The sequence below is a fragment of the Allobacillus halotolerans genome (assembly GCF_018967645.1).
Lineage (GTDB): Bacteria > Bacillota > Bacilli > Bacillales > Alkalibacillaceae > Allobacillus > Allobacillus halotolerans.
In genome coordinates, this window is sequence record NZ_JAHLZF010000039.1 from 1 (window position 1) to 2,449 (window position 2,449).

3 protein-coding genes are annotated in these 2,449 nt (G+C 40.8%); all 3 read left to right on the forward strand.

Annotated elements, in window-relative coordinates; genetic code table 11:
- The first annotated feature begins 83 nt into the window (after positions 1-83).
- From tnpA to tnpC, 3 genes are read left to right on the forward strand one after another with little or no spacing between them, the layout of a single operon-like run.
- Positions 84-425: an IS66 family insertion sequence element accessory protein TnpA gene (tnpA, locus tag KQ486_RS13760; RefSeq protein WP_216687978.1), complete on the forward strand. Its 342-nt coding sequence runs from the start codon at positions 84-86 to the stop codon at positions 423-425.
- On the forward strand, positions 422-781 hold the full coding sequence (gene tnpB / locus KQ486_RS13765) for an IS66 family insertion sequence element accessory protein TnpB (RefSeq protein WP_144089726.1): 360 nt from the start codon (positions 422-424) through the stop codon (positions 779-781). The genes tnpA and tnpB overlap by 4 nt, the downstream gene beginning before the upstream one ends.
- Before the next feature lie 39 nt (positions 782-820).
- Positions 821-2,386 carry an IS66 family transposase gene (gene tnpC, locus KQ486_RS13770; RefSeq protein WP_216687979.1) on the forward strand — a complete coding sequence of 522 codons (1,566 nt, stop codon included), beginning with the start codon at positions 821-823 and terminating at the stop codon, positions 2,384-2,386.
- Positions 2,387-2,449 lie beyond the last annotated feature (63 nt).

A 2,449-nucleotide genomic window follows, 5' to 3' on the forward strand; every position in this document is an offset into this window, starting at 1 on the left:
GTAAGCGTAAAGATAACCACACCTATAATTCCACATCTCACTCCTCCATACTATAACTATCTTGATATGAAGGAGGTTGTTTTGTGGAAGAATCCCATTACGCAATTACAACATCGGACGATGTTGAAGTATACTCAAAAGAATGGTGGATTGAAAAAATTCAGGAATGGAAAGCAAGTGGATTGACGGTAAAGGAATGGTGCGAGCAAGAACAAGTATGCACATATCATCAATTCATTAATCAACGCCGAAATCTTTGCCCGGAAGAAGTTCAAACAAAGGAGCAATCGGTCTCAGGATGGTCAGCGATTGAGATAAATACGAGCGCTTCTATTGAAGTTGAATGTCGAGATGTACGAATGACCATTGAAAAAGGGTTTGATCAAGAACTCCTTCAGGAGCTTTTGGAGGTGATTCGAACATGAAGATCAACCTTAATGGAAAACAACGAATTTTTATTGCCCATGGTGAAACAGATATGCGATTATCGATTGACGGGTTAGCAGCACTGGTCCAAGAATACTTCCAACTCGATCCCTTTTCTTCTGATTTGTTCTTATTTTGTAATCGTGGTCGCGATAAAGTCAAAATACTTCATTGGGAACACAATGGCTTTTGGCTTTACTACCGTCGACTCGAAAATGGTCGTTTTCAATGGCCCGAAGGGCTTGAGGGTGAGACCATGGACATCGACATCAGACAACTTCGATGGTTATTAGAGGGGTTAACTGTAGAAGAGGGAAAAGTTCATCCAAAAATTGACGCAAAAAAAGTTGTATAATCCGCCCATTTTTGTAAGCTTTTATAGTAAAATAGAGGTATGACTAATACAACGAAAACACCTAACCAAACTGAAGAATTATCACAGCGAGTCAAGGAGCTTGAGGAAGTAAACGCTCAACAAAAGGCGACTATAAAGTGGTATGAGGAACAATTTCGACTCATGCAGCAAAAACGTTTTGCCTCCTCGAGTGAAAAGACTCCTGATAACCAAATAGAGCTTCCGCTCTTTAACGAGACGGAAGTCACTGAAGCACCGGAAGTTGAGGAACCAACGGAGGAAGAGATCACGTATACGCGAAAAAAACGTAAACGTACGAGCTCAGACTCTGTCAATCAGCTTCCGGTTGAAGTCGTGACTCATACATTACCTGAAAGCGAACAAATTTGTTCTTGCTGCTCGGGTCCGATTCATGAAATGACAGTAGAGAAACGTAGAGAAATTGAAATAATTCCAGCCTCGGCTTACATAAAAGAGCACCGTCGGTCGGTTTATTCATGTCGCCAATGTGAAAAGAATGAGGTAGAAACACCCATTGCAAAGGCACAAATGCCAGAACCGGTCATCTTTAAAAGTATGGCTTCACCATCCGCTATAGCTCATATTATGACTCAAAAATATGTAGAGGGATTGCCGCTTTATCGCCAAGAAAAACAACTTGAACGGTTAGATTTAACACTGTCACGTCAAACAATGGCGAACTGGATGATTAAAGCAGCCACGAATTGGCTAGAACCTGTCTATGAAAGCCTGAAGGCTTTCTTGCTTACTAGACCGACCATGCATGTAGATGAAACAACCATTCAAGTGTTAAAAGAAAAGGATCGATCAGCTACAAGTAAGTCATATATGTGGCTGTATCGATCAGGTCGAGAAGACCCTTCATGTGTGCTGTTTGATTATCAAACAACCCGTGCGACTAAACACCCGAAGCGCTTCCTGGATGGATATAAAGGCATCCTTCATGTTGATGGCTATAAGGGTTATGATGGGCTTCCTAATGTTCAGTTGTCTGGTTGTTGGGCCCATGCTAGACGAAAGTTTGATGAAGCGACCAAAGCTGGAAACTTTGGTAAATCAAATGGCCCTACGTTATCTGAACAAGGCCTCGCATATATTAATCAATTATATAAAATCGAACGTTCATTGAAGGGTAAACCCCTTGATGACATTCATGAAAATCGGCAAGAGAAAAGTGTTCCAGTTGTCGATGCTTTTTTCGCATGGACAAAAAAACATGTGAACACTGTCGCACCGAAAAGCTTACTAGGGCAGGCTATGAAATACGTCATCAACCAAGAACAAAAATTGCGTCGACCATTTGGAAATGCCCAGTTAGACATCGATAATAACCGAGCTGAACGTAGCATTAAACCATTTGTAATTGGTCGGAAAAATTGGTTGTTCGCCCAAACTTTTAAAGGCGCTCGTGCGAGCGCGGTTATATACAGTGTGATCGAAACAGCTAAAGAAAATAATCTAAAGCCATTTGAATATCTCACATACCTTTTTGAGATATTACCAAATATAAATGAACTAACGAGTGAATCACTCGAACCTCTTCTTCCTTGGTCAGATCAACTACCTGATAAAGTGAAGAATTAAATCAAATATTAGTTTAACTCACAAACCGCACTCAAACTAGAGTGCGGTTTATTTGACGCTTAC